This window comes from candidate division TA06 bacterium, assembly GCA_004376575.1.
Taxonomy (GTDB): domain Bacteria; phylum Hydrothermota; class DG-26; order E44-bin18; family E44-bin18; genus E44-bin18.
The window spans coordinates 1-3,739 of record SOJN01000044.1 but is presented as its reverse complement, the minus strand read 5'-3'; the positions used below and the strand labels follow the sequence as shown (position 1 = coordinate 3,739).

At 48.9% G+C, this 3,739-nt stretch carries 5 protein-coding genes; all 5 read left to right on the top strand.

The features are described 5' to 3' along the window. Positions 1 to 156 precede the first annotated feature (156 nt). Complete coding sequence (locus tag E3J62_03185) at positions 157 to 507, top strand: hypothetical protein (protein TET46775.1); 351 nt, start codon at positions 157 to 159, stop codon at positions 505 to 507. Positions 508 to 702: 195 nt separating this feature from the next. Next, positions 703 to 1,002, top strand: a complete 300-nt coding sequence (locus E3J62_03180) for a hypothetical protein (protein ID TET46774.1) — start codon at positions 703 to 705, stop codon at positions 1,000 to 1,002. 220 nt (positions 1,003 to 1,222) lie between these two features. Then, positions 1,223 to 1,522, top strand: coding sequence for an HNH endonuclease (locus E3J62_03175; protein ID TET46773.1), 300 nt, complete (start codon positions 1,223 to 1,225; stop codon positions 1,520 to 1,522). Positions 1,523 to 1,692: 170 nt separating this feature from the next. Further along, complete coding sequence (locus tag E3J62_03170; protein ID TET46772.1) at positions 1,693 to 1,992, top strand: hypothetical protein; 300 nt, start codon at positions 1,693 to 1,695, stop codon at positions 1,990 to 1,992. Positions 1,993 to 3,209: 1,217 nt separating this feature from the next. Next, on the top strand, positions 3,210 to 3,739 hold a 530-nt coding region (locus E3J62_03165), incomplete at its 3' end, for a hypothetical protein (protein TET46771.1).

Here is a 3,739-nt window from a genome sequence, read left to right as displayed (position 1 = left end):
AAGAAGAAAGCGGAGATGATTTTGGAGTCTATGCAAATATCTTTGCGGGAACAAAGGGGAATGTTAGACGATATTAAACGGGATTTGGAGTAAGATGAATGGAGAAAAAATGAGCACGAAGGCTCTGCTTTCTCAAGGGTTTACAGGGAGGCAAGAATGCCAAACCTCGGAATGGAAGGTCCTTTTGACTTCACCTCCCAGCAGATAGATCACTTCATAACCAAAACCTCTCCAGGCAACTATGCGCTTGGCTATACGTTAGATGATCGCACATTCATTGTTCAGTATGTCGGAAGATCAGACACGGACTTGAATGGTGAGCTCAAGCGACGACTCGATCCCGGATACAAGAAGTTCATGTATAGCTACGCAAAGTCTCCCGTGGCTGCTTATCAAAAGGAATGCCACAATTATCATGATTTCGGCGAGAACGTGAAGTTGCGCAACGAGAACCACCCTGACCGGCCCGATGGGACCCTCTTGGTGTGTCCTGTGTGCGGTCAGTGAGTTGAGTACCGGCATTCGCAACGCTCGATGGTCAATAGATTCTCATCTAAGATGAGCATTTTCATCTGAGATTCGCAACGCATGACACGTAGGACTGTTGACAAAGCATTTTTATCTGAAATCGTGTGACACTCACGCAGGATTAATTCTCAGAATAGATCAGCATGAGGGGCCCAGATTCTCGAGGGCTTACATATGGCAGAGAGCAAAGAAGACATAATCGAAGAATTCTTGGACTATATGCAGCAGCACGGGGGGGAATTTCCTGAGTGGTACGTTGGTATCAGCAACGATGCGGAGGGAAGGCTCCGGAGAGGTCACAAGGTAAGGAGCTTGGATCCTTGGATTTATGCCATAGCTAACTCCTCCAATGCTGCCAGAGACGTGGAGGACTTCTTTGTCGATAACCTCGGGACAGACGGGGGCACTGGCGGTGGAGATGAAACTTCTGATAGGGTCTATGCGTACAAGAGAGCAATGCATACTCGGCCATAGGGACCCGCCGTTTGTCGATACTCAAAACCTGTAGTGATCAATGCTCAGTTCTCAAGTTTTCTAAGTATTGGATCTTTCTATTCTGGGCCCTGCACAGGTAGGGCTTTTGAAAAAGCATTTTTATCTGAAATCGTGCGCACACAACGAGGAGAAATCCTCATTGTAAATGAGCGTTAAAGCTCAACATTCTCAGTCGTTTACAGCTTGACAGGAGGAAGATATGAGGGCATCTGAGCAGACTATTCAACAAGTTTGGGAGAAAGGCACTATTGTACCGGACAACGCCCCTGGGGTCTGGCGAAAAGATGCCTGCGGAGCCTGGATAGGCAGGGCCTACCATGGAGATAGAAGCTCTCAGTACGGGTGGGAGATTGACCATATAACACCAGAATCAGAGGGTGGCAGCGATGAACTTTCAAATCTGCAGCCTCTTCAGTGGGAAAACAATACTAGCAAGCAGGCTGGGCGTCTATCCTGCACAGTTGTCGCCTCTGGGAAGAATAATGTGCCTACCAGGTGACGCTGTGCGTGCAGAGTTGGTGGCCTTCCAAGGTCATGGTTCTTGACCTGGGGACCCTGATTCTCGGTGTAAACGAGCGTAGGCGTGTGAGATTCGCAAGGCTTGACAGCTTGGCATCCAAAATGAGTATTTTTGTCTGAAATCCGCAACGCTTAACATAGGAGGTCTCCATGCCACACAGCGAGTCCAAGATCAAAACGGACATCAAAGCTTACGTCCGTAAGGAGGCAGGTCCTTACAAGAGCTGGTACATCGGTGTAACAAACGACCCAGAACGCAGATTGTTTGTTGAGCATGGTGTACAAAAAGAAAATGGTTGGTGGATATATCGTGGGGCCACGAGTGCGGCTGTCGCGCGCAAGGTAGAAGAGCACTTTATTAACCTGGGCATGGATGGGGCCCCGGGTGGTGGAGATGAGAAGTCGGACGTAGTATATGCCTATAAGAAGACCTCACGTACAAAGCCTTAGTTGCGCTCAGTTAGGTCTAGTTTCGCAGATTCGGAAGCCATTGTATGTTATCAACCCAAGTGAGTATTCTCGTGTTATATTCGCAACGCCCGACATCTAGGTCTTTGAAACAAACGTTTTATCCGTGGAAAACTGGGGACGGTGCTTGGCATTTTGGCAAAACCTCCGCTTCAATCAGGTCCAAATGCATGTCCCCACAGTGTGGACCTTCTCTAGTCCAACATCCTGACAGATTCCAGCAGTGTGTCATGGTTCCGCGCCTTGTCATTTCACTCAAAAGAATTCTCCCACATTCGCGGACGGTTGTCAAATTCTTTCGCAGCAGTGACTGAGGTATCTGTTGGTGATGATTTGGCACAAATCTGGCACAACTAATCTGAGATCTGTGACCTAAGATCGCAGATCTTGCATGTGTGTGCATATGCGCACGTGTACACATGTGAACTTGTGCATAGACGAACATGTGGCGATGAACATGCCAGGGAGGTTGACTTATGGGGTTAGGTGGGATAGAATCATTCGTAGGAAGTAACCACAGTATCGTCTTTGAGGGTAAAATGTCAAAAGTCAAGCACCGTCCCTAGGGTTTCCATCGCAATGTTATAGCTGTTTTGACTATTAGCCCTAATGTCAAGCACCGTCCCCAATTCCTATGCTACCATCTCACAAAAGCCTTGACAAGGACTTCTTTCTCCCTGTTTTGGGGTCACTAGAAGGCTTAGACTTATGGTATCCGAAAACCTCTGAACCACAGAGCACACAGAGACTCCTCTTCTTTTGTCACTCTTTTGCATTTTGAAGTTCGCAGCCCGTAGTCTGTGATTCTGTGAAAGTAGACTGCCTAACCCAGACCAGGTCAATCGACACGAAGTGTTGGGAAAGCAGGGTCATTGTGGGATATGCCCCTCCGCCTCACAGCCTCAGAACAAGCTCCGGCGAAGGGTGGCAATTTGCTCATCGCGATAGCCGGTCGGGGACAGGTAAGCCAACTGGGTTTCGCCACGGTCGGCTATCTGGGATGAAAGGGGTGAAAAAAGGTGTTGACAGGAGGGAACGTATGCGCTAGATTTTAGTACGAGTAAGGGGCGTGGTCTGATGACTGCCGAAACGCACAAGTTTCCGAGAAGGACTGAGGTATCTGGTGTACTGAAACCCGAGTTGGTCATTGCTCGGGGATTTGTTATGCCTGAAAGGGCGAAAGACAAGGAGGGAAGATCATGAAAGAAAGACTCAGTGTCAAATTAAGGACTGTAGTCCTCGTGCTTGCTTCAATATTTCTAGTGACATCAGCACTGGCCTGGCAGATACAGACCATTGAAACAGGACGGCTAAGAGGGCACTATTGTTCGATTGCCGTTGACGACAGTAGCCGGCCTCATATTAGCTACAATGACGGCGCGGAGACCAGCTTGAAGTACGCCACCTGGACAGGGAGTCAGTGGCTCATTACCGTCGTGGATAGTGTCGGCAGGGTCGGAAAGTGGACCTCGATTGCTTTAGACGGGAGTGGATACCCACACATCAGTTATCATGACTATCTCCTTGATGACCTCAAATATGCGTGCTGGACGGGGAGCCAGTGGGAAACCAGCAGAATTGACACCTCTCCTGGAGTTGGCGACTACACGTCCATTGCCATTGACGACAGCGGAAGACCCCACATTGCCTACCATGCGCTAAGTGGACTGAATCTGAAATATGCCTTTTTCACAGGGTCCGACTGGGTTGTTGAGACGGTCGATAGCCC